Consider the following 21,256-nt stretch of genomic DNA (forward strand, 5'->3'; position numbering starts at 1 on the left):
CTCGCCGAGGAAGACCCGGCGTACGACACGCTCGGCGGCGTGCCCGTCGTCGTACTGGCAGAAGCGCTCACGGAACGCCGTGCGGAGGGCCGCGGCGGGCTCGCCGTCCCAGGCGCCGCCGCGGAAGACCTCGATGAGTTCGTCCTCGTCGGCGGCCACCGCTCCGGGCGTCTCGCCGGGCCGGCCGGAGAGCAGATCGAAGGTGACCCCGCGGGACTTCACATAGACGTCCCAGTCGTCGGCGTAGGTGATGATCGGCCGGTCCAGGCAGGCGTAGTCGAACATGATCGAGGAGTAGTCGGTGATCAGGGCGTCCGCGGCCAGGCACAGCTCCTCGACGACGGGATGGCGCGAGACGTCGATCAGTGCGCCCTGCCGCTCCAGCCGCTGGAGGGCGGTGTCCTCGCCGTAGAAGTAGTGCGTGCGCACCAGCAGGACGACATCGGGCCCGAGCCCGCGGGTGACCTTCTCCAGATCCATCCGGGGCACAAAGCCCGCCTGGTAGTCGCGGACGGTGGGCGCGTAGAGCACCGCGGTCTTCCCGGGGGGTATGCCCAGTCGTTCGCGGGCGGCCAGAACGTCGGCGGCGGTGGCGGTGAAGAAGACGTCGTTGCGCGGGTATCCGGCGTCGACCGACTCGAAGGAGCAGGGGTAGACCCGCTCCCAGTTCTCGGTGGAGTGCTGGTTGGAGGAGACGCTGAAGTCCCAGCGGTCGGCGCGCTCCAACAGCTTGCGGAAGCTCATGCCCTTCGCGGCGGCAGGGTAGCGCTGCTGCTCGATGCCCATCCGCTTCAGCGGGGTGCCGTGGTGGGTCTGCAGATGGATCTGCCCGGGGCGTTTGACGATGTCGTCGGGGAAGTTGACGTTGTTGACGAAGTAGGTCGCGCGGGCCATGACCTCCCAGTAGCGGGGCGAGCCGGCCACCACATGGTCCACGCCCGCGGGGACGGTGTCCTCCAGGCCCTTACGGACCACCCATACGCCGTGGATCCGCGGTGCCAGTTCGGCCGCCTTGTGGTAGATCGCCGCAGGATTGCAGGCGACCCCCCGGTTCCAGTACGCGGCGTAGACGGCGAGGTGCGGGTCGAGGGGCCGCTTGCTGTGCATCTGGTACAGGCCGGAGAAGGCGCGCCGCCCGACCGTACGCCGGGCCTTCTTCAGACCGCCGCGGACGGTCACCCGGGTCTTGTTGACCAGCTTCAGCGCCTGGAAGGAGGAGTACGAACCGCGGCCGAGCGCCTGGAACTTGGTGCCCAGCAGACCTGCCGGCGGTACGAAGCCGACGGGCTGATGGCGCCGGTACATCGCGGCCGCGCGCCGGAAGAACTCCGGCCGGTCGGCGGGTACGACGCGGCTGGTGCGGGCGAAGGTGAACAGGAAGTGGCTCACCATGCGTTCGAACATCATGGGCCGGAGCCGGTCCAGGTCGGGCCGGGAGTCCAGGAAGTCGAACAACCGCTGGTACTGCTCGAAGATGGTGAAGTGCTTACGGCCGGGGGTCTGCATGGAGTTGCCCTGGCGGCGCTGCCGGTACTCCACGCACACATGGGGCAGGCAGGCGACGCGCTCGGCGGTCAGCATGGTCGTGTAGACCATCAGGGCGTCCTCGTAGAGGCCGTCCGTGTAGCGGAAGCCGTTGCCGGTGAAGAAGTCCCGCCGGAAGGCCCGGTTCCAGACCACCGCGAACATCCTGAAGAACTCGGTGCGGTCCGCGGGCCGGAAGACCTCCTCGCCTGCCTCGGCGAGCAGTTCGGCGGTGGCGCTCGGCTGCCGCTTGTCCCACCAGTACGTCCGTACGTGGTCGAAGAGCAGGATCTCCGGGTCGCCGGTCTCGCCCAGGCGCCGGGCCATGGCTTCCAGCGCGTCCGGCGTGAAGGTGTCGTCGCTGTCGAGGAAGAGCAGATAGTCACCTCTGGCCCGCTCCACACCGGTGTTGCGGGCCTGGCCTATACCGCCGTTGTGCTCGCGGTGGATCACCACGACCCGGTCGTCACGGGCGGCGTACTCGTCCAGGATCGGACCACTCGCGTCCGGGGAGCGGTCGTCCACGGCGATGACCTCGAAATCCGTGAAGCTCTGGGCGAGGACCGAGTCGAGGCACTCACGCAGGTAACCCTGCACCTTGTACACCGGGACGACGATGCTGAAGCGCGGAGCGCCGGAGCGGCCAGTCGTGAGCATGTGGGGTGCTACTCCTCGTAAAGAAGCGGATATTGACCAGAGTTGATCATTCATGACATGTGAGGTTTCGCTATCTTGACTATCGGGATTGCCGGTTAGTTGCCCTTGTGTTCATGAAAAACTTTCAGCTCCGCTGCGATCGCGGGCGGCTGCCCCCCGGCGGGTGTGCGGAGGCCGAGTCGGAGCCGAAGCCGTGGACGCCGTTGCGTATGAGTGGACCGCGATGCGGTCCCACTCGTCCGGCCGGTGGAGCGGGGACGCCGCCCCGTGCGGGTGGGCCGGGATGCGGCTCTACCCGTCCGTCCGGCCGGCGGGCCGCGTCCGGTACGACCCGTCCGGCGGGCGGTGGAGCGAGGGGGCGCGGGCGTGCCGCCGCAGCCGAGGGCCGCGAGCCGGGGCCCTCGCGGCGCAGCGCGGCACCCCTGCCGGAGCCGGGTTCCATGCCCCCTGCCGGAGAACGCCCCCGGCGGCAAGGGTGGCGTCGCCGCCGGTCATCGCCGCCGTGATGAGCGCGGGGAGCGCCGCGCCGGTGCGGAGGGGGTGGTCCGATGCCGTATCAGGACAGGGCACTCCGAGGCGGCGGCGGTGGCAAAGGAGGTCCCGGCCGGGATCGCGACCCCTTGTCCGCTTGTCTCCGGGTGTCCTTCCGCTTGCCTGCGGTGTCCTTCCGCGGTGGCTTCACACGACCGGGCTCATGGCTTTTGTCCCTCCTTGTGGTTCATCATCGGGTATTCCCCGGTAATTACTATGATGTCGCTGGAGAGCTGTTGGTTGCCTGGAGGGGCGGATGAATACGACCGAGAACCAGAGGCCGGCACCCGATGTGTCCGTGGTCGTGATCGTCTACAACGACGCGGACCGGCTCCCCACCGCCGTCCACTCGGTCCTCGGCCAGACCCTGCGCTCCGTCGAGGTCGTGATCGTCGACGACTGCAGCACCGACGGCTCGTACGAGACCGCCCAGGAGCTCGCCGCCGCCCACCCCGGCCGGGTCGGGGCCTTCCGGCTGTCCCGCAACAGCGGCGGGTGCGGCGCGCCCCGCAACCGTGGCGTCGCCGAGACCCGCGGCCGCTATGTGATGTTCCTCGACAGCGACGACGAGCTGGAGCGCAACGCCTGCCGCAACATGCTGGACGCGGCCGAACGCACCGGCGCCGACCTCGTCTCCGGTCTCTGTGTCCGTGTCCATGTCGACAGCCGCCACGGCAAGACCGTCGACTGGTACCCCTGGCTCTACTCCCGCAGCCGGACCCTCGAATCGGTCTCCGAACTCCCCGACCTCCTGGTCTTCGACACCCTCTCGACCAACAAGTGCTACCGCCGCGACTTCCTGCTGGAGAGCAATCTGCTCTTCCCCGTCGGCATCCACTACGAGGACCTGCTCTTCTCCGCCCAGGCCTATCTCGCCGCCCGGCGCATCGCCCTCATCCCCAACCGGGTCTACTTCTGGAACGTCGTGGAGAAGACCGGCGCCAAGTCCATCAGCAACCGCCGGCACGAGATCGCCAACTTCGCGCACCGTGTGGAGATCCACCGCCGTATCGACGCTCTGCTGGGCCAGCGGCGGCTGCCCGGTCTGAAGTTCCACAAGGATGTGAAGTTCCTCAAGCACGACCTGGTCCTGCATCTGCGGGACCTGCCGCTGCTCGACCAGGAGTACCGCCACCGGTTCGCCGGGCTCGCGAACGCCTATCTCGCGGAACTGGACCCGAAGGCGTACGACGAGGTGCAGCCCATCCAGGCCATCTGCGCCTACCTCCTCGCCCGCGAGGACTGGGACAACCTCCTTCCCGCCGCCGACACCCTGATGAACCCCGACAAGATCTCCTCGCCGCTCGCCGAGCGCGACGGCCGGATCTACTGGTGCGCCGATCACCTGGACGACCCCGAGGCCCGACGCCTCCTCGATGTCACCGACGTCGGCTACCACATGCGCGCCCTGGGGAAGATGTTCCTGCGCAACCGGCTCACCGGTTACGCCGACGACGGCCACGGCACCGTCCGCCTCTCCGGCAGCGTCGTCAACCCGCTCGGCCGGATCTCGCGCGACTCGCGGGTGAGCGGACAGCTGGAGTTCCGGGCCCGCCGCCGCAGCCTGCAGACCTTCCACTTCCCGCTCGAGACGCTGCGGCACACCGGCGACTCCCTGGACTGGACCGCTCAGGCCGACCTGGCCCGCAGGCTCCGCCCGGTCGGGGTGATCGACCAGGTGTGGGACGTACGGCTGCTCCTCCGGGTCGACGGCGAGCGGCTGAGGACCCGGCTCAGCGCCGACGGACTGGCCCTCGACCAGGCCCGACCCCTGCACGTACGGCCCAGGCTGAGCCGGCTCGTCGCCGACCGTCTGGAGCCCACGATCTCCAAGCGCGGCCATCTGGCCTTCCAGCTGATCGCCCGGGGGCGAGCGGCGATCCGGGCGCGTGAGGTCGTCGACGGCGCCATCGCGGGCCCGGCCGGAGGCCTCGCCAAGGCCGGTGTGCGCAAGGCCCGCAAGGTCAGGCGGACCCTCAACTCCGGTGACACCAAGATCCGTACGTACCACCGGGCGCTGCGGATCCTGCCCGTCCGCAAGGGACTGGTCGTCTTCGAGAGCCACCTGGGCAAGCAGTACAGCGACAGCCCCCGGGCGATCTACGAGGAGTTGCGCCGCCGGGGCGTGGAGTTCGAGCCCGTCTGGTCCTACGCCGGGGGGAGGGCCGAGGGCTTCCCGGCCGACGCCACACTCGTACGCCGCTGGAGCTGGCCGTATCTGCGGGCCCTGGCCCAGGCGGAGTTCTGGATCGACAACCAGGGCTTTCCGCTGAAGCTCACCAAGCGCCCGGAGACCACCTACATCCAGACCTGGCACGGCTCCGCGCTCAAACGGATGGGCTTCGACGAGCCTCGCTACAAGCTGCTCAGCCGCCCGGACCAGGAGGCGTATCAGCAGGTGGTGGACCGCTTCGACCACTTCCTGGTGCGCTCGGAGCACGACGTCCGCACCCTGGCCCGCGCCTACCGGCTGAAGGGCGGCGTGCTGCTGCGCACCGGCTATCCGCGCAACGACTCCCTGGTCGCCGCCCGCCGCCGGGAGGAGGAGTCCGGGGTGCGCGAGCGCGGCCCGTTCGCCGACCTCGCCGTGGAGCTGGGGCTTCCGGCAGACCGGCACGTGCTGCTGTACGCACCGACGTTCCGCACTGGCACCGGCGGGCGGGTCCGCGGGTTCGAGATGCCCTTCGATGTGGAGGAGTTCGCCCGCCGCTTCGGTGACCGGTACACCCTGCTGGTCCGGCCCCACTATCTGAACCATGTCGTGCTGCCGCCGTCCGTGCGCGGCACCGTCATCGACGTCACCGGCCAGCACGACGTCACCCCGCTGCTCGCTCTCGCCGACGGACTGATCACGGATTACTCCTCCGTGCTGTTCGACTACGCGCTCCTCGACCGGCCGATGATCTTCTTCGCCTTCGACTACGAGGAGTACGCGGGGGAGACCCGCGGCACCTACTTCGACCTGCTGGAGAAGGCGCCGGGCGCGGTGGCCATGGACCAGGAGGAGCTCTTCGCCGCGATCGCGGATCTGAAGTCGGCCGACACCGAGTACGCGGAGGCCCGCCGCCGCTTCGTCGCCGAGTTCGGCGAGTACGACCGGGGCGACGCCGCCCGCCGAATCGTGGACACCTTCTTCACTCCCGGGAGCGGCACGTGACCGAGCAGCGGCAGACGACCGAGCGGCGGCGGGGGGCGGAACAACGGACGGGGACGGGGACGGAACCGCGGACGGGGACGGTGCAGCAGCGCGGGCCCGACGGCGGCGGTCGCGACATCTTCTCCGTCTCGAACAGCATCGACGAGCTGGGCGGGGTCACCAGCTGGTCGCATCAGATGGCCCGGCTCTTCACCGAGCGCGGCCACCGGGTGCACCTCATCGGCATCGCCCACCCCGAGGACCCGGAGATCCGGCAGGACCTCGGCGGCGACCTGCCGTACCCCGTGACCACGCTGTACGACACGCGCCCCCCGGCGGTCCGCCCCGCGCGCGGCCTCGGCTACAGGTTCGACCTCGTCGAGCACCGCCGCCGCAAGGCCCGCGCGGCAGGGATGCGGGAACAGGCAGCCAGGCTCAGCGCGCTGTTCCGGGCCGCCCGCCCCGGCGCCGTCGTCATCGTCACCCAGGTCTGGGCGATGGAGTGGGTGGCTCTCGCGGACACCGCGGGGGCGACGGTCATCGGTATGAGCCACGAGTCCTACGACTACTCCCGTAGCAGCTCCCGCTTCCGCCGCGTGAAGCAGTTCTACCGGGACGTCGACCGCATGCTGGTCCTCACCCAGGAGGACGCCGACCTGTGGATCCGGCAGGGGCTCGACAACACCGGCTTCATGCCGAACCCGTTGCCCTTCATGCCCGAGGAGCCCTCGCGGCGGACCGGGAAGGTGGTGACCAGCATCGGCCGGCTGATGGACCAGAAGGGCATCGACATGCTCCTCGACACCTGGTCCCAGGTCGCGCCGCTGCACCCCGACTGGACGCTGCGGATCTACGGCTCGGGCGAGGACGAGGAGATGCTGCGCGAGCAGTGCACGGCCCTCGGCCTGGACGGCTCGGTGGAGTGGATGGGCCGCACGGACGACGTACCGGGCGTGCTGCGCGGCGGCTCGGTCTTCGTCCAGTCCTCGCGCGGCGAGGGCTTTCCGCTCACGCTGATGGAGGCCATGGCCGCCGCGGTGCCGTGCGCGGCCTTCGACTGCGCACCCGGCGTCCGCGAGATCATCCGCGACGGAGAGGACGGGCTGCTGGCCACCCCCGGCAATACGAGCGAACTCGCCCGCCGCCTGGACACGTTGATGTCGGACCGGGCGCTGCGCGACCGGATGGGCGAGGCGGCGCGGGTGAACGTACGACGCTTCTCGACGGACGAGGTCGTCCGGCGGTGGGAGGAACTGTTCGCCTTCCTGGAGCGCTGAGCCCGCGGTTCCCGCCGCCCCGCCGCCCCGCCGCCCCGCCGCCCCGCGGTTCCGCGCCGCCGCGTGATCCGGCGGCAGGTCCGCCGTGCACCCGCGGCGCCTGGCGGAGGCACGTGCTCCGGCGGGCGGGCCTGCACCCCCTCGCGCCGCTGCCCGACCACGGCGTGGCTCCGGGCGTCGGAGGCCGCTTGCCCTCCCCGGTCGGCGGACTTCGGTCGTCGGTCGTGGCCGGGTGCGCGTCGGCCGGTGGGTCGGGCCCTCATCGGCCGGTGGTGGTGAGCGCTCGTCGGCACGGGTCCGCGGGCCGGCCGGCGGGGCTCACCCGCGACCGATCAGCCGACGCACCCTACGGGCCGCAACGGCCGCCGCAGCCCTCGGACCCGGGGCGATGCGTACGGCCAGCGACCCGCCCGACGTGGCGTACGGCTGGACCAGCAGGACGCCACGGCGGAGGCTCGGGACGGCCCTACGCCGAAGTCCGGGTCCGGTGGCGCGGACGCCGGTGTACAGCGAGGAACCGTCCGCTCCGCGCAGTGGAGCCGGGCCCGTATGTCCCAGACGTCGAGTCCGTCTCCGCCGCGGGACGCCAGGGCGTCCAGGTCCAGCAGCACGTCGGCGGTCCAGGATGCCGGGCCTGCCGATCCTGCCGGCTCTGACGCGTCTGCCGGGTCTACCGGGCCTGCTGGATCTGCCGGGTCTACCGGGCCTGGCGCGCCTGCCGGGCCGTCCCGGGCGAGCTCCGGGCTGTGCCCGCCGCCGCCCTGGGGCCTGTCGTCGGGCACCCTTTCAAGGCCGGGTTCCGCACGGCCGGGGCCCGGGCCGGGTTCCGGGTTGAGCACGGCGTCCCTGGCCAGGCCCAGGCGGCCGTCCCGGCGGTGCCGCAGCTCGATGTCCAGGGACTCGGGGCCGGCGGCGGCCAGCCGCCCGTACATCTCGTGCACCCTGATCCGCAGCACCCCGGGGCGCCCGCCGATGCCGGGTTCGGCGTCGATACTGACCGGCAGCCGGTGCAGGGGCTTGCTGTCGACCCTGTCGAGGACCACCTCGGGCAGGTCCGTGGACCAGACCGGACGCCCGGCCACGCGCGCGTACGGCGGCAGCAACCGGGCCGGGCGGTTGGCGAGCTCGGTCAGCCGTTCGAGATCGCGCAGGCCCTCGGCCGCGGATACGACACGGGCGAGCCAGCGGGCGGGGGCGCGGGCGGCCAGGAGTTCGGACTCGTCGAAGGAGGCGAGGTGCTCACGGGTGAGCCGCCACCACTCGGCGCGGTGGCCGTTTCCGCGGGTGCCCAACTCGCGGACGTACATCCGCAGATCGTGGTCGAGGAACTTGACCCGGGCCTCGTGTGCCAGCCGCTTCTGCCCGGCCTCCTCGAAGATCTCGACGGCGCGGCGGTGGGCCTCCAGACGGCTGCGCCAGTTCTCCACCCCGCCGCGGTCGAGGGAGATGGAGGGGCGGGCGGCCGAGCGGCGCACATGCCAGTGGTAGACGGTCTCGGGTATCAGTGCGACCCGGGGCGAGGCGGCGAGCACCCGGGCGGTGAACACGAAGTCCTCGTAGGGGAAGGCGCCCTCGGGGAACGCGATGCCGTGAGCCGTCAGAAAGGAGCGTTCATAGAGCTTGTTGACGCACAGGGTGTCGCGCACCAGACGGGGCCGCTCGGCAGGCGACTCGTGCACCACCTCCGTGCGGAAGAGGGCGCGCTGCCAGGGGACATCGCGGTGCTCGGGCAGCTCCCGGCGTACGCATGCGCCCGCGACGACCTGTGCGCCATGGCGTACGGCGGCGGAGAGCAGCGCGTCGGCGGCGCCGGGCGGCAGAGCGTCGTCACTGTCGAGGAACATCACGTACGGGGCGGTGGCATGGCGCAGACCGTCGTTGCGCGGTGTGCCGCAACCTCCGCTGTTGGCGCGGCGGCGTACGACGCGTACCCGGCGGTAGCGGGCGGCCAGGTGGTCCAGGACGTCGGCCGTGGTGTCGGTGGAGGCGTCGTCGACCACCACCACCTCGGCGACGGCCACGCCTTGGCGCAAGGCGGACAGCACCGCGTGCGCGATGTGCTCGGCGTCGTTGTAGCCGATCACGATGACGCTGATCCGCGCCGCGGACGACATTCGGTGCGTTGCTGCCATGTGCGAAGAGCGTCCCTTTCGATGACAGGGGTTGCGTCTCCCGAGCGTTCTTGACCGGGTGATGGGCGATCAATCTGCGCTTTTTCTTATCAAACCAAGAAAAATCGCGGTACGCGCACCGAGGTCTCCGCCGCGGGCGTACGCGGCGGCACGGTCACCCCGTACGCACGGCGCAGCCGGAGGCCCGGCGCGACGGCTCACACGGTGGCCGGACGGCGGATCAAGAGAGGTGCGGTCGGTGCCGAACCACAGACGGGACAGTGCGATGAACAGGAGCTTGTCGATGGTCACCACCGAGATGCGGATTCCCCTCCGGCCCGTCTCCCTGACGCGCCGGACCCCCGTCGCGACCTGGCTGATCCCGGCGGTCACGATGGCCGCCCTGGGGCTGTGGGATCTGAATCTCCGCGGGATGTGGGGGGATGAGGCCGCCACCTGGACCGCGGCCCGCCGGACCCCGGCCGAGCTCTGGCACCTGCTCCAGAACCTCGACGCGGTGCACGGCCTCTATTACCTGCTCATGCACGTCGTACTCGAGCTGCGCGCGGACGAGGTGATGCTGCGGCTCCCTTCCGTTCTGGCGATGAGCTGTGCCGCGGCCGTCGTCGCGGGGATCGGCGCCCGGCTGGCCGGCCCCCGGGTGGGCCTGATGGCCGGCATGCTGTTCGCGGTCGTACCGGTGGTGAGCCTGTACGCCCAGGAGGGGCGGTCGTACGCGCTGGTCGTGGCGGGTGCGGTCACCGCCACGTACCTCCTGGTCCGAGGCTGCGCAAGCGGGAATCCCCGCTGGTGGCTGCTGTACGCCCTGGTCACCGCGGTGACCGTGCTGCTGCACGCCTTCGTTCTCCTTCTGCTGGCCGCGCACGCGGTCGTCCTGCTCGCCGCGCGGAGCACCGCCCGCACCTGGAGGTACTGGGGCGTGTCGGCGGCCGTCACGGTGGTCGTCCTGGCACCGGTCCTGTGGATGGCCCGTGACCAGACGGAGGCGATCTCCTGGATCACCGAGCCGGGCTGGGACGCGGTGGTCCGCCTCGTACGGTCCTTCTCGGGGCCGTCCGGGTGGATCGCCTGTGTGACCCTGCTGCTCGCGGCGGCAGCGCTGTTCCTGCCCCGGCGGCCGGCCTTCGGGGTGTCACCGCTCTCGCTGGGGACGGTGGCGCTGCCGCTGCTGCTCGTTCCCCCCGCCCTGCTCATCGCGGTGTCACAGGTGTATCCGCTCTACGACGTGCGGTACGTGCTGTACGCGCTGCCGGGGCTGTCCCTGCTCGTCGCGGCCGGGATCGACCGGCTGAGTGCCCGCGTGCCGTGGCGGGGTGCGATGCCGCTGGCGGGCGCGCTGGTGGTGTCCCTGGTGCTCGGCGGGCAGGTGGAGGCACAGCGCCATGTCCGCTCGGCGGAGAGCAGACGGGACGACCTGCGGCCGATCGCGCAGCTGGTGCGGGACGAGGCGAGGCCGGGCGACGCGGTGGTGTTCCTCGCGGGCACCCGGCGCAAGGCGGCGATCTCCTATCCCCAGGCCTTCGCCGGGCTGCGGGACATCGCGCTGGAGGCGTCACCGGCGAAGTCGGGCACGCTGTTCGGCACCGAACTGCCGCCCGCCCGGGTGCGGGAGCTGCTCTCGCGGGCCGACCGGGTGTGGCTGCTGGACCGGGAGGACTCCGACCAGCGCAGGGTGTTCCGCGGGGCGGTGGAGCGCGTCAAGCAGGACGTGCTCTCCGACCAGTTCCACCGGGAGGGCGTGGAACGGCTGCACGGCGGCAGCGTCCATCTGTTCGTGCACGACTGACGGTGCCGGCGCTCGTCGTGACGCCGCCCCCACCGGCTCCTACTTCACCGCGCCCGCCATCACGCCCGTGACGAACTGCCGCTGGAAGGCGAAGAACACCGCGAGCGGTATCACCATCGACACGAAGGCGCCGGTTGCCAGCACATCGATGTTGTTGCCGAACTGGCGCACCTGCTGCTGCAGGGCGACCGTGATGGGCGGCGAGCCGCTGTCCGCGAAGATCAGCGCGACCAGCATGTCGTTCCATACCCACAGGAACTGGAAGATGCCGAGCGAGGCGATCGCGGGTCCGCCGAGTGGCATCACGACCCGGGTGAACAGCCGGACCTCGCCCGCCCCGTCCAGCCGGGCTGCCTCCAGCAGCTCGCGCGGGATCTCGGCGAAGAAGTTCCGCAGCAGGAAGATGGCGAAGGGCAGCCCGAAGGCGGTGTGGAAGACGACCACACCGGCCGTCGTCTCGAAGATCCCCATGCTGTTGAAGAGCTTCGAGACCGGGATCAGCGCCACCTGGACGGGCACCACCAGCAGGCCGACCACGACCAGGAACCACCAGTCCCGGCCCGGGAACTCCAGCCAGGCGAAGGCGTATCCCGCCAGCGAGCCGATGACGACGACCAGCAGGGTGGACGGGACGGTGATCACCACCGTGGTCAGCAGCGACTCGGTGATCGCGTCATTGCCCAGCAGGTCGGCGTAGTTGGCCGTCGTCAGCTGCGCGGGGGCGCCGAAGACCTCCCACCAGCCGGAGGTGGCGATATCGGTGGAGTCGCGCAGCGAGGAGATCAGCAGACCCACGGTCGGCATCAGCCAGAACAGTGCGACGAGGATCAGCACGACCTGCGTCAGGCCGCCCGCGGTCCGCGCCGCCAGCCGGGAGGCCAACGACGGCTCGGCCTTCTCCACCGCCGCCCGGCCCTTGCGCACGGGCACCGCATCCGTCGACGTGGTCATCGGCGGCGCTCCCTCCGGATCCGGCGAATGTTGAGGGCCATCACCGGGACCACCAGCAGAAGCAGCAGTACGGCGATGGCGTTTCCGACGCCCTGGTCGGCGTCGCTGCCGAAGGACCTCAGATACTGCTGCAGCGCCAGGACATTCGCGTCCTTCTGCGTGGCCCCGGGCGCGATGACGTACACCAGGTCGAAGATCTTGAGCACGTTGATCATCAGAGTGACCAGGACGACCGCGAGCACGGGCGCGAGGAGCGGGACCGTCACCCTGCGGAAGACCTGCCACTCGTTCGCGCCGTCGACCCGTGCCGCCTCCAGCAACTCCCGTGGTACGCCCGCCAGTCCGGCCGCGATCAGCACCATCGCGAAGCCCGCCCACATCCAGATGTACGAGCCGATGATCGCCGGGGTGACCAGAGAGGGGCCCAGCCAGTCCACACCGTTGTACTGCTCGGCGAAGTTCGAGGCGGGCAGCCGGAGTTCGGCGCCCGCGGCCTCGGCGGGCAGGGCGTACGTACCGTCGTCGCCCGCCGTCGCCGTGGCGACCACCGTGCCGCGCCTGACCGCCTCGACCGTGATCCCGGACAGCGCCTTCTCCCCCGGGTCGATCACATGGGGTCTGCCGCCTCCGCCCTTGGTGAAGTCCAGCCACACCGTGCCCGTGACCTTCCCGGCCTCCCGGCCGGCGGGCCGGGCGTCGGCGGCATCCGGGGGCAGCTTCGCGGGCGGCACGCCGACCAGCGGCAGATTCGCCGGTGTCCCCACCGCCACGGGCGAGGTGGTGGTGAACGATCCGCCGCCGGACGGGCGTAAGTCCGCCCGCGGGCCGGGCCGGGCGCCCGGGTAGGCGGAGGCCTCGGCGAAGGTGTCGTGCACGCCCACCCACACCGCGTTGGCCACCCCCCGGTCCGGGTCCTGCTCGTACACCAGCCGGAAGATGATCCCGGCAGCGAGCATCGAGATCGCCATCGGCATGAAGACGATCAGCTTGAAGGCGGTGCCCCAGCGGACCCGCTCCGTCAGCACGGCGTAGATCAGACCGAGCGCGGTGGAGACGGCCGGGGCGACGGCCACCCAGATGAGGTTGTTGCGGACCGCGGTGAGGCTGTCCTCGTCGGTGAAGACCTCGACGAAGTTGTCCAGCCCGACGAATCCTGAGCCGGTGGAGTCGAAGAGACTGCGGACGACCGAGTACCCGATCGGGTAGACCACGAGCGCGCCCAGCAGCACCAGGGCGGGCAGCAGAAAGCAGACAGCCACCCACGGCCGGGTACCCGCCACGCTCTTGCCGGGGCTCCTGCCGGGACTCTTCCGGGGCTGGGCGGGGGGAGGCGTGCCGGGTGCGGCCGCACCCCCCGCGGTCGCTGTCGTCATATCAGTGACGACCCGTCAGCTCTGGTAGGCCTTGGCGGCGTCCGCCTCCAGCCTCCGCTGGGCGCCCGCCACGTCCTCGGGGTTCTTCAGGAAGTCCTGGAGCCCCTTCCACTCGCCCTCGCCCTTGGTGCCGCCGAAGGACGCCGGGGCCTGGTCCGACATGTCGAAGCGGAAGTCGTCCCCCGCCGTGATGAGCGCCTTCGCGATATCGCGCTGGACGTCGTTCGGGTACGCGGCGAGGTCGAGCTCCTTGTTCGGGGAGAGATAGCCACCGGCCTTCGCCCAGATCTCGGCGGAGTCGGTGGCGGCCAGGAAGGTGAGCAGCGCCTGCGCGCCCCTGCTGTCCTTGAGCGCCACGGCGACGTCGCCGGCGCTGACGACCGGCGACTGGTCGCCCACGGCCGGGAACGGGAAGACCTTGGCGTCCTTACCGATCGTGGCCTTGGTGTCGGTGGCGATGTTCACCGAGACGAAGTCGCCCTCGAAGACCATCGCCGCCTCCGGGGTGTCACCGCCGCTGAAGGTCTGGGTGACGGACTTGGGGAACTCGGTCTGCAGCGCGCCGTTCCCGCCACCCGCGATCAGGGTCTTGTCGCCGAAGAGCTCGCCGAGTGTCTCCAGTGCCTTCTTCACGGACGGATCGGTCCACTTGATCTTGTGCTGGGCCAGCTGGTCGTACTTCTCCGGGCCCGCTTGGGAGAGATAGACGTTCTCGAACCAGTCGGTGAGGGTCCAGCCGTCCGCGCCGCCCACCGAGACCGGTGCGACACCGGACTCGGAGACCGTCCGGGCCGTGGAGAGGAACGCCTTCCAGGTCTTGGGCTCGGAGACCCCCGCGTTCTCGAACGCGGCGTTGTTGTACCAGACCAGGGACTTGTTGGCGGCCTTGAAGTAGACGCCGTACTGCTTGCCCTGGTGGGCGCCGAGGTCCTGCCAGCCGGGCGAGAAGTTCTTGTCGAGCTGGGCGTCGACCTCGCCGTTCACGGGCTTGAGCCAGCCCTTGTCGGCGAACTGTTTGAGCGCGCCCACCTGCGGCAGCATCGCGACGTCCGGGGGCTCGCCGCCCTCGATCTTCGTGCCGAGGAAGGTCGAGATGCTGTCGCCGGTCGGTACGAAACGGACCTCGGCGCCCGTGCGCTTCTCGAACTCGTCCAGCACCTTGGTGAAGTTCTTCTGCTCGGCGCCGGTCCACACGGCTGCGACCTGGATCTTCTGGCCGTCCAGCTTGGGCAGTTGCACGGTCGGTGCACTCTTCTTCCCGTCGCCGCCCTCACCATCGGTGCCCTTGGCCTTGCCGTCGTCGCCGCCACAGCCGGCGGCGGCGAGAGCGAGCACGCTCGTGGCGAGGACCGCCAGCGCGGCGCGGGTGGTGCGCCTGGCGCGAGCGGTACGACGGCCGGCGTCGGCGGTCCGATGGGTGCCGACGGTGCTCCTGGTGCCTGCTGTCCGAAGAGTTGTCCGCATGATCTGCCCCGTCCTCCCCTGGGCCCGGCCCTGGGGAACCCCACCGTGCGCGGACCCCGCAGACGGCCGCCATCGGTGCTCCGTGCGTCCCGTGCGACAGTCCTACGCCCGGAACGCGAGCAGCCGCAATACCGCATTCGGCCTGAACTCGCCGATCGTGACCGGGATGTGATAAGGACTCAGCTCCCGTGCCGGGGCCCGGTCCCGGGCGGTCCCCGGCTGCTCCGAGCCCGGCCCCCGACTACTCCGCGCACGCTGCAGCGGCATTCCGCGCCGGCCGTATCCCTGTACACGCCCCCGGGTATCCGCACCCGTCCCGGGGGCCGTTCCGTGCCCGGCCGTCTCTCCGTACGCGTACTCGGTGTGCCGCTCCGCTCGGCCGGGCGGGGCCGGCGGGCGCCCAGGGGCCCAGCGGGGCTTCCACCCACGCCGGTCGGAGCACCGGTCGGAGTCGGTCGGAGCACCGGTCAGAGCAGAGGCGGAGCCGTGGGCGCCTGGGCCGACTGGGCCGCGCGTTGCAGGGCGCTGGCCAGGAGCGCCAGGTCCGTCGGGCCGTTGCCCAGCTCCCGTACGGGCCGGCGCGTCGGCGGGTCGCCCATCCGCTCCCAGTCCAGGGGCACCACGGTCGGCCGCAGCGTCGCCGTCCGTGGAATACGGCCGGTGACCCGTCCCGCCTGGAACGGTGTCACCGAACCGTCCCCGCGCTGCAGCCTCCCGCGCCCTGTCGAGGGCTCCCCCGCCTCACCCCTCGCCTCCGGCCGGGACGACCCCGGAGCGTCGATCCGGGCGGCCAGCTTCTCCAGGGCTATTCGCAGACCCGCGTGCGTGGCGGCCGCAGTCGCCGCCGTACGGTCGGGCCGGCCGGTCGCCGCGATCAGATGGACGCCCAGCCTCGCTCCCTCCCGCGCGACCGTTTCCAGCGCGCGGACCACCGAACCGGCCGCGGGCCGGCCCGTGCTGCCCAGGCCCGGGGCCACGAGTTCGTCGAAGTCGTCGACGAGAACCAGCAGCCGCGGCAGCACCGCCCCGTCCCCGGCTCCCTTCCTGCCCCCCGTGCCGCTCCCCGCCTCGGGACCGTCGCCGCCGGGCGCGGCCGTGCCCCCGCCCCGTGCGCGCAGCTTCAACGTCCCGCTGGGCGCCGACTCGAGGTCCCCGCGGAGTTCTGCGGCTGAAGCGTCCCCCGGGCGCCGCGGCGCCACCAGGCGTGCCGCGACGGTCCGCTGGGTGTGCCAGGCGACGAAATCCAGATCGCCGAGCAGCTCCGCCCGGCGCTTCAGCTCCGTCCCGAGCGCTTGGGCGAACGCCCGCATCCGGACGGGGTCCGTGGCCGCCAGATACGTCGAGACATGCGGCAGGTCCGTACACACCCGCAGCCCCTCGCCGCGCTCGGCGCCGCCGCCGTCGACGAGCACGAGCGCGACCCGGTCGGGCCGGTCCGCAGCGGCCAGGGAAGCCGCCAGCGAGCGCAACAGCTCCGTCTTGCCGGTGGCGGGCCCGCCCTCGACGAGGAGGTGCGGGCCCTCGGTGGCGGGGTCCACGGAGAGCGGTCCATGCGGACCCGCGCCCAGCACCGCGCAGGTGCGGCCCCCCTCGGCCCCGCCTGCGTCCGCGGCGGCGGCCCACCGGGCCATCAGCGAGGCGGGGGTGGCCCGCGCCAGCCCCAGCTCGTCCAGCAGCCGGGCCGTACGGGGGAGGGGCGCGGCGATCCGGCGGGTGCCGTCCGCGCCCCCGTCCGCCGCCCGCAGCGGCGCCAGTGCCCGCGCGAAGCGCTCGGCCCAGGCGCAGGACACGGCGTCCACGGTCGCGACCACGCCGTTGTTCACGGGACCGGCCGGGCCCAGCCGCATCACCCGCAGCGCGGTGGCGACATCGCCGCTGAGCAGCGCCGCCGCTCCGCACTCGGAGAACGGCGGCGACGCCTCGCGCGCGGCGTCCAGCGTCGCGGAGAGCGGGGAGGCCGGGGAGGCCGACGGGGCCTCGGCGAGACAGAGGAGGTGGATACCGGCCGCGGGTCCGCCTGCCGCCAGCCGCGCGGTCGTCCCCCGCAGGGCGGCCGAACCGGGGTCACCGTCGACGATCACCAGGGTGTAGGGGCCGTCGTAGCGCTGCGACGCCTCCGTGATCGTCCGTCGGTCCGCGGTCACCCAGCTCGGTCCCAGCGGGCCGTCGTCCAGCCGCCGCACCAGCTCGGCCGTGCGGGCCGAGGCCTGGTCCCGGTCGTGGGCGAGCAGCAGACGGCAGTCCTGGCCGTGCGCGGGCCGCAGGTGTGGCAGCCAGCCGAGCCAGCCCCACTCCGCCAGCCGCTCCGCCGCGCTACGAGCCCGGTCCGTGCTGATCAGGACGATCTCGAGATCCGAGGGGGAGTGCAGCGCCGCCAGCTGCGCCACCACGGAGCGGGTGAGTCCGGAGAGCCGGGTCCGCGGGCCCGCGATCCCGAGCGAGCCGATCTCCCGCAGACCGAGGGTGACGGGGGTCGCGGGCCCGCCGGGCCGGTCGGCGGTGCCGAGCCGGACGACCAGCGAGTCCGGGTGCGCCGGACCGCGCTCCCAGAGCCGGGAACCGGGGCCCAGCGCGGTCAGCAGGACCTCGGCGGGGTCGGGCCAGCGGCGCTCCTCGCCTGCGTCGGAGGAGGCCTGCGCCACACCGGGGGCGCCCCGACGGTCCGTGGCATACGGGGCCTGGGCGCCGCCGCGCCCGCCCGCCAGCCGCCGTGCCCAGGCACTTATGCCGCGCTCGCGCCGGACGGGACGCGGCAGCCCGTCCGCGCCGGAGGCGAGGCCACGCTGTCCCGCGTGGGTCTCGTACGGCGTGGGGGTCTCGTACGGCGTGTGGGGCTGAGCGGCGAGGGACGGGGAATAGCCCCAGCCCGCCACGGTCCCGGTGCCGTGGGCGCTCCCGGCCCCGCCTCCGGGGCCGGGGGGCACGGCGGCCTGCCGGCTGTGAGCGCCGGTGCCCTCCCGCGGGTCCTGCGCCTGCTGCCGTCCCGGCCCGTACGGCGGTGTGTCGGCGGGGACGACCCCGGGCCCGTAGCCGGAGCCGGACCGCGTGCTGTCGTCCGGTCCCGCGGGCGGCGGTGGTGCCGGGAGGGCGACCCGGAGGTGGCCCTCCCCGTCGGGCTGTGCCGGCAGGGCGTCCGGCAGCGGAACGCCTGCCGCACGGCCCGCACCGCCGGCGCCGCAGGATCCGACCGCCCCGGAACCCGCGGAACCGCCCGTACCGGCGGAACCGCCCGCACCTGCCGGCGAGCCGGCCGACGGCCACGGAGCACCGGCCACCCGCAGGACGGACTCCCCGAGCCGGAGCAGCGCGCCCGGACGGGCCGGTGCCGGAACGGTGCCGACCGGCTCCCCGTCCAGCGCCGTGCCGTTCGTCGAGTCCAGGTCCGCGACCGTGACCCGTCCGTCGTCCGCGACCGTCACCGCGCAGTGGAGCCGCTAGACATCGGGGTCGTCGAGCGGTACGTCCGCCTCGGCGGACCGTCCGATGCGGATCCTGCCGTCGTGCAGCAGATGGACGCCGCCGGCGTCGGGTCCGGCGACCACCTCCAGCTGCACCGAGGCGTCCGACGGCGGCAGCGGTGGCACGCCGGGGTGCCGGCCGGGCTCGGCCGGGGCGCTCAGTGACAGGACGGCGCCGTCGGTCAGCGGCGGCTCCCCCAGGGCGCAGCGCTGGAGGTCCAGCCGCTCGGTGCCCGCGTAGAGCACGACCGGTCCCGAGGAGCTCCCGGCGGAGTCCGGGGCTCCGGAAGCCGCGGATCCGCCACCCGTCCGGGAGGCCCCGGCCCTGGAGGAGCCGGATCCGGAAACGCCGGATCCGGAGGAGCCGCCGGAAGGGGAGGACGCGGCGACAGCGGCCGCGAGTCCGCTCGCGACGGCGGCGAGGGCGGTTCCGGGCGGGGCCGTGACGAGCACATCGCAGGCCCGCGCGGCATGGCCACCGCGCGGCCCGAGGACGGTCAGCCGAATCTGCATCGCCGTCAACGGTCCCTTCTGCCCGGCTGTGCGTTGCCGGGGGACGCCCTGCTCCCCCCGCCACGCACGGGCACCTCGGCACGTACAGGTCACACGGCGTGAGGAGCCCCCTCCCCACCGCATCCGTGCTCGGTGCATCCTCGCACCTGCGACTGACACTTCGCCCTCGGACCGGCGACAACCGATCTTGATTGATCCGTCAACGGCGCAAAAGTGACTGCTGGAGTCCGGGTTACGGTCCCCCGGTATCGCCCTTTGGGGGACAGCCCCTCCCCGGACCGCCGCCGGACCGCGGCCGGAACCGCCGCCGGACCGCCCCGCAGAGGACCGAGCGTCGTTTCCCCGCGCGCCCGGTCGCGCCCCGGGGTCTGCCCGCGCCCGGAAACGGAACGGTTCCCGCTCACTGTTCGTCCCTGCGGGAGCACGCTGCGGAGCGGGCGCCCCCGGCTCGGCAACCATCTGCCGGGACCGCGCGTCTTCCTGGCAAGCCCCGGCCTGTCAAGACCGGTCGGCTTCCCGTAGCCCGGCACTACAGTGGGTCGGACGGTCGCAGAGTCTTCGGGCGGCCTCCGGGAATTTCGGACCACGATCAGGGAGCGCATGACGTGCGGCCGGTAGGCAGCAAGTATCTCCTCGAGGAGCCGCTCGGGCGCGGAGCCACAGGCACCGTCTGGCGGGCCAGCCAGCGAGAGGCGGCGGGCGACGAGGCCGCGGTCCCCGGCCATGCCGGGGAGACCGTCGCGATCAAGGTCCTCAAGGAGGAGCTGGCGAGCGACCCGGACATCGTGATGCGCTTTCTGCGCGAGCGGTCCGTGCTGCTGCGGCTGACCCACCGCAACATCGTCCGGACCCGTGACCTCGTCGTCGAGGGCGATCTGCTCGCCCTCGTCATGGATCTGGTCGACGGCCCCGACCTGCACCGATACCTGCGTGAGAACGGGCCGTTCACGCCCGTCGCGGCGGCCCTGCTCACGGCACAGATCGCCGACGCGCTCGCGGCCAGCCACGCCGACGGCGTCGTACACCGCGATCTGAAGCCCGCCAACGTCCTGCTCGCGGGGAGCGGCGGCGAGCTGCACCCGATGCTGACCGACTTCGGTATCGCCCGGCTGGCGGACTCACCCGGCCTGACCCGGACCCAGGAGTTCGTCGGCACGCCCGCCTACGTCGCGCCGGAGTCCGCCGAAGGCCGGCCGCAGACCTCCGCCGTCGACATCTACGGTGCCGGGATCCTGCTGTACGAGCTGGTCACCGGCCGCCCGCCGTTCGCCGGGGCCACCGCGCTCGAGGTGCTGCACCGGCACCTCAGCGAGGAGCCCCGCCGCCCCACCACGGTCCCCGAACCGCTGTGGACCGTCATCGAGCGCTGTCTGAGCAAGAGCCCGGAAGGGCGCCCCAGCGCCGAGAACCTCGCCCGCGCCCTGCGGGTGGTCGCCGACGGCGTCGGGGTGCACTCCACCCCGGCGCAGGCCGAGGCCGCCCTCGGGGTCGCCGCGCTGCTCCTGCCCGACCCGACGCCCGCGCCCGTTCCCGACATGGGCCCGGCCGGGGCCGCCGGGGACGCGGACCCCACCCAGATGCTGCCCTCCGGCGCGGGCTCGTACGACCCGAACGCGCCGACCGGCGTCCTGCCCGCCGGCGGGCCGAACGCCGACCCCACCCAGGTCATACAGCACAGCCACGGCCCCGGTGGGGGGCCGAACGCGGATCCGACGCGCGCCATGTCGCCCGTTCCCGACGGCCCCCACCCGTGGCAGGGCCAGATGGCCGCCGCCCGCGACCGCAACGAGCAGACGCAGGTCCAGTACCTCGACCCGAGCGAGGACCCGCTGCGCCGCCGCCCGCAGCGCCGCCCGGCGCCCCCGCAGCAGCCCCCGTACGGGCAGCAGCAGGGCCGGGGCCCCGCCCCGGCGCCGTACGCCCCGCCGCCGCAGCCCCAGCAGCGGCCGCGCCGCCGCGAGCCGCAGCCGCAGAGATACACCCCGCGTCCTCCCGCGCCCGAGCCCGCGCGCCGGGAGCCGCGCCGCAGCGCCAACCGGATGCGGATCCCCGGACTCGGCTGCCTCAAGGGCTGCCTGTTCACCATCGTGATCCTGATCGTGGCCTCCTGGCTCATCTGGGAACTCAGCCCGCTCAAGGACTGGATCGCCGACGGCAAGGACTTCTGGGACGCGACCACTGACTGGATCAGCGGCGTGAGGGACTGGGTCGAACAGCTCGGTGACAAAACCGGATCCGGCAGCGGCCCGCAGTAATTCCCCCTTCCCAGCGGCCGGTTATTACGCCGTGTGTGGAGACTCCGGCACCGGTGTGCGACAACTCGCGCACCGGTGCCCCGTTTTCCCGGCGCCCGGTGCGCCGCGCCTGGGCAACACGGAGGGCGGTCTGGAGATTTGTCGACTCCTGAGGGGTGATTTCCCGCTCAGAAGTGACGCTTGATGTCATCCAGGGCAC

The 21,256-nt window shown here is 72.4% G+C and carries 10 protein-coding genes and 1 pseudogene; 4 read left to right on the forward strand and 7 right to left on the reverse strand.

What is annotated here, in order from left to right; genetic code table 11:
* The coding region (locus ACTWQE_RS18055) for a bifunctional glycosyltransferase/CDP-glycerol:glycerophosphate glycerophosphotransferase (protein WP_443329989.1) at positions 1-2,181 on the reverse strand (2,181 nt) is incomplete at its 3' end.
* Positions 2,182-2,968: 787 nt separating this feature from the next.
* On the opposite strand from ACTWQE_RS18055, the gene ACTWQE_RS18060 reads away from it, so the two are divergent.
* Together ACTWQE_RS18060 and ACTWQE_RS18065 are read left to right on the forward strand one after the other, a co-directional pair.
* Complete coding sequence (locus ACTWQE_RS18060; RefSeq protein WP_443329990.1) at positions 2,969-5,869, forward strand: bifunctional glycosyltransferase/CDP-glycerol:glycerophosphate glycerophosphotransferase; 2,901 nt, start codon at positions 2,969-2,971, stop codon at positions 5,867-5,869.
* Between the two features lie 80 nt (positions 5,870-5,949).
* Positions 5,950-7,125 (forward strand): glycosyltransferase, encoded by a 1,176-nt coding sequence (locus ACTWQE_RS18065; RefSeq protein ID WP_443330027.1) that lies wholly within the window; start codon positions 5,950-5,952, stop codon positions 7,123-7,125.
* 332 nt (positions 7,126-7,457) lie between these two features.
* Here ACTWQE_RS18065 and ACTWQE_RS18070 read toward each other — a convergent pair whose 3' ends face one another.
* Both ACTWQE_RS18070 and ACTWQE_RS18075 read right to left on the reverse strand, forming a co-directional pair.
* Positions 7,458-9,257, reverse strand: coding sequence for a glycosyltransferase (locus tag ACTWQE_RS18070; protein ID WP_443329991.1), 1,800 nt, complete (start codon positions 9,255-9,257; stop codon positions 7,458-7,460).
* Positions 9,258-9,326: 69 nt separating this feature from the next.
* Positions 9,327-9,548, reverse strand: a complete 222-nt coding sequence (locus ACTWQE_RS18075) for a hypothetical protein (protein ID WP_443329992.1) — start codon at positions 9,546-9,548, stop codon at positions 9,327-9,329.
* On the opposite strand from ACTWQE_RS18075, the gene ACTWQE_RS18080 reads away from it, so the two are divergent.
* Complete coding sequence (locus ACTWQE_RS18080; RefSeq protein ID WP_443329993.1) at positions 9,541-11,043, forward strand: glycosyltransferase family 39 protein; 1,503 nt, start codon at positions 9,541-9,543, stop codon at positions 11,041-11,043. The two genes, ACTWQE_RS18075 and ACTWQE_RS18080, sit on opposite strands and share 8 nt — an antisense overlap.
* 39 nt (positions 11,044-11,082) lie before the next feature.
* Here the strand turns inward: ACTWQE_RS18080 and ACTWQE_RS18085 are convergent, their stop codons facing one another.
* From ACTWQE_RS18085 to ACTWQE_RS18100, 4 genes and pseudogenes are all read right to left on the reverse strand, one after another.
* Positions 11,083-11,994: a carbohydrate ABC transporter permease gene (locus ACTWQE_RS18085; protein ID WP_443329994.1), complete on the reverse strand. Its 912-nt coding sequence runs from the start codon at positions 11,992-11,994 to the stop codon at positions 11,083-11,085.
* Entirely contained in the window at positions 11,991-13,367 is a 1,377-nt protein-coding gene (locus tag ACTWQE_RS18090; RefSeq protein WP_443329995.1) for a carbohydrate ABC transporter permease, read from the reverse strand. The genes ACTWQE_RS18085 and ACTWQE_RS18090 overlap by 4 nt, the downstream gene beginning before the upstream one ends.
* Before the next feature lie 15 nt (positions 13,368-13,382).
* Positions 13,383-14,831, reverse strand: a complete 1,449-nt coding sequence (locus ACTWQE_RS18095) for an ABC transporter substrate-binding protein (RefSeq protein ID WP_443329996.1) — start codon at positions 14,829-14,831, stop codon at positions 13,383-13,385.
* 467 nt (positions 14,832-15,298) lie between these two features.
* Positions 15,299-18,802: pseudogene (locus tag ACTWQE_RS18100) on the reverse strand (FtsK/SpoIIIE domain-containing protein).
* A 605-nt stretch (positions 18,803-19,407) separates the two neighbouring features.
* Between ACTWQE_RS18100 and ACTWQE_RS18105 the strand changes: the two are divergent.
* The gene (locus ACTWQE_RS18105) at positions 19,408-21,057 is read left to right on the forward strand and encodes a serine/threonine-protein kinase (RefSeq protein ID WP_443329997.1); all 1,650 of its coding nucleotides are present in this window, start codon (positions 19,408-19,410) and stop codon (positions 21,055-21,057) included.
* The last annotated feature ends 199 nt before the right edge of the window (positions 21,058-21,256 follow it).

Source organism: Streptomyces sp. 8N706 (genome assembly GCF_052245415.1).
In the GTDB taxonomy this organism is placed as follows: Bacteria; Actinomycetota; Actinomycetes; order Streptomycetales; family Streptomycetaceae; genus Streptomyces.